At 33.5% G+C, this 4,688-nt stretch carries 5 protein-coding genes; 1 reads left to right on the forward strand and 4 read right to left on the reverse strand.

Annotation, left to right across the window (positions count from 1 at the left end; translation table 11 throughout):
* Positions 1-108 (forward strand): ATP-binding protein (locus ACXYMX_RS16875; protein ID WP_459043586.1); only part of this gene is annotated, 108 nt, incomplete at its 5' end.
* 80 nt (positions 109-188) lie between these two features.
* Here the strand turns inward: ACXYMX_RS16875 and ACXYMX_RS16880 are convergent.
* The 4 genes from ACXYMX_RS16880 to ACXYMX_RS16895 form a co-directional block, all read right to left on the reverse strand.
* Complete coding sequence (locus ACXYMX_RS16880) at positions 189-557, reverse strand: TIGR02328 family protein (RefSeq protein ID WP_459045411.1); 369 nt, start codon at positions 555-557, stop codon at positions 189-191.
* A gap of 167 nt (positions 558-724) precedes the next feature.
* On the reverse strand, positions 725-1,201 hold the full coding sequence (locus tag ACXYMX_RS16885; RefSeq protein WP_459045412.1) for a hypothetical protein: 477 nt from the start codon (positions 1,199-1,201) through the stop codon (positions 725-727).
* Positions 1,202-1,621: 420 nt separating this feature from the next.
* Positions 1,622-2,791: a PqqD family protein gene (locus ACXYMX_RS16890; protein WP_459045413.1), complete on the reverse strand. Its 1,170-nt coding sequence runs from the start codon at positions 2,789-2,791 to the stop codon at positions 1,622-1,624.
* Positions 2,792-2,916: 125 nt separating this feature from the next.
* A complete protein-coding gene (locus ACXYMX_RS16895; RefSeq protein ID WP_459045414.1) occupies positions 2,917-4,104 on the reverse strand; it encodes an HD-GYP domain-containing protein in 1,188 nt (395 codons plus the stop codon).
* Positions 4,105-4,688: the final 584 nt, after the last annotated feature.

Here is a 4,688-nt window from a genome sequence, read left to right on the forward strand (position 1 = left end):
ATTTTAGATCGTTTACTTCACCGCGTTGAGGTCGTTAATTTAAATGATGATAGTTACCGTATGAAACATCGTGTCAGTATGTTTGAAAGCGAAAGTGTTCAAAGTTAATTAGCATAAAGTGTCCAATTCTACTTGACGGTTACAAGGGATTATTAATCCAATAATTAAAGTAATAAAACAGCTAAGTCTTATAAAGTAATACCTTTTTCAAACAAATTATTGATACATTCATCTAAATAGATAGTGTCATGCTCGGGATAAATCGGTCTCGTAAGTTCCTCGGAATTCACGTCATCCTCTTTATATGCTAGACAAGACTTCCCACGATACGTTGGATCCTCCCATAAAGGATCATTTACATAGCCACGGCGTTGCATTTCTTCGATCACCAACATATGGTACTGATATAATTTACATGCGGAGTATTCAAAAACATAATCAACTGTTGCATGCTTCTTTTTCCAACCTAACCCACGTAATGCACAACACTCACGATGTTGCCCTAACAACTGTTGCCGGGGTAATTGCGGGATCAATTTCTCATGCCATAAACGCATACTCTCACCTTCTTCTGCTTAAATATTCTTTAAATGCTAGATAGTCTTCATGTCGCATTAGTCTCACTTCATTTCTATTATACTGTCAATGAAAGCCAAACTTCTTTGAAGGTTTATCAAATGTGAAAGATCTTAAATCATATTGATGTTAAATATATGTACGTGGTCTATTGCTGTTTTTCTTCTGTATTATTTGCTCCACAGCTACGGCAATTATAAAACTTCGTGTTGTTTAAAGTATTGCAATGATTACAAACCCACTCCTTTTTTATTTTCTTTTTAAGAGAGAAACCGTCTAATAGATAATCGATTGTCTTATTCAACGTATTATCTTTTGCCTTAGGATTTAAGATGACTTCATCCTTTCTGTAATCTATATAAGCATTTTTCAACAATTTATAATCCTTTTTATTACTTTTTGTTTTATTTATAATTTCTTCGATAAGTCCCCTTGTCTCATTTATATTTAACCCTAAAGTTTGTGCTATATCAGTTATTGAAGTAATATTCGAAATGGAAATAGCAGAATATATAAATTTTCTTTTTTTATCTTTCCTGTCTTCCTTTATAAGAAATATTATTATTAGAATAAAAAAACCTACCGTCATAACTATGAAAAATACCATAGAGAAAAAATCTGCCATTTCTAATTCTCTCCTTTTTTTCCTATGTTTCGTTTGTGAAAAAATACAGTTAACATGACTAACTATTCGCACATTTAACAATAGCATAACTGAACTTTCCACTCATGTCACTTATCTTCAGAAACGTCTTAGGGACGATGAAAGCTATAAAAAATTTTTAGCAATAAGAAACAACGTTACATGAAATGAACTGCTGCATAGTCAATGCAATGATCCATTACATAAAATCAATGATTAAAACTGCACTAAGACATCTTACGAAGATTTCTATTATAGGTAGAGTCATAAAAAGTGGTAAACACTTTTGAATCATCACTTACCATAGCGCGTAAAGATATGTTAAAAGAAAAGCCAACAAAAGTGTGGGATAATGTTCCTGCACTTTTGTTGGCTTGATTGCTATGGACCTATGCCTACGATTCATGCTTTTCTTTTAGAGTATAAGAATAAACTTAGTAAAAGCACTGTTTGACCAAGAAAAGCTATGGCATCCCAAAAAGCAGATGGAGTCGTAGACCAGAGTAAGTTAGAAAAAACATGTGAATACGCATAATAAGCTTGTGGTAGAAAGTAAAAGATAAATAGACTAAGCGTTAACAAGATCCCAACGATATAAAATACACTATACATACGAACAATTCTTTGTTCACCGTCGAACATCTTTGTATCACTAGAATCACTTCTTAAAAATGGCAACCAACTGCTTAAAAACTGCTTCCCGCTTTCCATCAAGTTATAGCATCCGGTTATATTTTCAAAGAAATAATAAATATCCGTTTTCATGTAGAAACTACATTGGTACAAGGTTTTAATAAAAATATCAAAAACGACAATACCAAAAATTCCGATTAAAATAGCATTGGCCTCTGGAAAGAAAAGTTGTGCCATAAGTGCAATTAAAAGACATGTTTGCTCAAAAGACATTCCAGCTAGATATAAGATATTTCTTTTTCTAGGAGGGAGTTTCCATGCTGAAGTTATGTCTGTTTCAAAAACGATAAATATAAGCCTGTTTCCAATGCTTACTTTGGCGGGCAAATCGTAGGAGCGAATCGCTAGAATATGCCCGAACTCATGAATGACGATTAATACGAGGGAAATAAGCATGTAGGTTATAATATTGAGCATCATCGAATCAAATAAAAATATGTCTCGATAATGAGGGAATAATCCAGGATTCCATACCATAAGTGAAAGATTAATTAATACTAAAATGAGGTACATCTTATTCGTAACCCCATTGAAAAAGAGACGCCCAACAGATGATGGAATCCATGTGAATCCATCTGAAGCTTGATTTTGATTTCTGGGAGCCATTTGTTCACCATCTAATTCTTGAACGAGGCCTAATTCGATAAGTTGTTCCCCAAATTCAATCATATCTACTTTTTCATCTGGATATTTTCCACCTAATTCCACTTCAATGTCGCCTAGTATTTGGCCTTCCTTAATCCTTTCTATTGCATCAATACAAATTTTTGGCATTTCAAAAAAATCACCAGAAGTTGGTTCTTCTACGATATAATTCTTCTTATCTTTTCGAATGGATAAAGGGTATAGAATGATTTGTGATTGCAATGTTAAATTCAAATCTAGCACCACCGCTCTATGAAAATGAAAATAGGATGCTAATAAATTAGCATCCTATTTGTAGGATTTGTTAACCTTTTGGAACTAAGAAACACCACCAACATGTTACTTTAACTGTACTAAGTTTACGGATTTTCATATTTTTTTCCCTCCTTTGCGGCTTGATCCTTACAATATCTTTTAGAGATTGTAATCCAATTTGGGTAAACTTCTTTAAATATTTCTACTAGTTCCGGATCAAATTGGGATCCCTTTCCATCAAGTATTCGTTGATAAGCTTCTTCAAAAGGAAGCGCTGATCGATAAGACCTTGTGGAAGTCATCGCATCGAAGGCATCTGCAACTGCTGTGATTCTAGCAACAAGCGGTGTTTCTTCCCCCGCAAGCCCATCTGGATAGCCCTTACCATCCCATCTTTCATGGTGATGATAAACGACAGCAATATTATCGGCAATTCCCTCAACGTCTTTGATTGCCTTTGCTCCCACGATTGGATGGGTTTTAATTACTTCATACTCTTCATCTGTTAGTTTACCATACTTTGTCAGAATAGTGTCAGGAATCTGTGCTTTACCTATGTCATGTAGCAGGCATGCGTAATAAAAATAACTTAGTTCAGATTCTTTTATTTTTCCAGTTGCAGTTGCAAGACTCATTGCATATTCCGCGACTCGCTCACTATGACCTCGTGTATAAGGGTCTTTTAACTCTAATGTTGCAATAACCCCTTTTACAATTCCCGATAATTGCTCGTCATATGAAGTTTTTATGGCATTCATGTAACTTAAGAATCGATGAAGAAGAATGAATGCAATACCGGCAAAGATAAGGATAATAATTATCGGAAACAAAATGATTGGATCTTGTATGAATACTCCTACCAGTATGTATTTTAGGATTAACCCCCACGTTACTAGATAGAAAAATCGTTTATTAATAAAAATAGGTGAAAATAATATGATAACTAATTCTACAAGATTACCACTAGAATATGAATTAGCGCTACCAAAGTAATAATAAATATCCGTTACTAGGTTAGTAACTAAATAAGCAATAACGACAATGTATTTTACCTTCTCAAGATTACCCTTTTTAAATAGATAGATGGAAATCGGAATAAGGCTAATTATGATGATATATTTTATATAACTCAACAAGTACCATATTGGATCTGGTAAAGCTTCCGCGATCCATGGAAATACCGGGAAAAGGTTATAATAAAAAATATCATATAAAAAAAATACAATATAAAAGCACCACATAAATAAAATAGTAGCTCTTTTTTCTTCTTGTAATAAAGATGAATTTATCATTTTTCTACCCCACTATGCATGAATCGTTTATCTGGATGAATCTCTGTTATAAGGTGATGTAGTTTTGACTTTCTCATGATTCATTAGCTTCCTTCACAATAGATTTCATCTTTAGGTCGTGAAATAGTTCATGTACTGTTAAATAAATTTAGATTACATTTCTGTTATAGTATACTTTTTATCGGTTGTTTAGGCAATGGGTGGGTGAATGGGGAACCTCAAAAGTAATCGAACAGACGATCCGATACACTTCTGTTAAAGCAATTAATTGAACTAAAATGGATTACCTAACAGGTCCACATTCTTTGTAAAAGCTTTGCCGTCCAGGCTTATCTACCCTTTTACTTATTGTATCCTATCCGACGTTACCGTGAACCATATTATAAGTCATGTTTTTATTAGAAAAACAAGTTTTTATACTAGAAATAGTATAATTATATGAGTCAATTTCATAATTCCAAGCCCTTACATACCAAGGGTTTCTAGGCATAAAAAATAGAGCACCTCCCCAAATCCTGTATAATGTAAGTTACCACACAAACATAAAGACAGGAGAGAGTGCCCTTATGTCCATTATACGACAA

The sequence above is a fragment of the Sporosarcina sp. CAU 1771 genome (assembly GCF_054482775.1).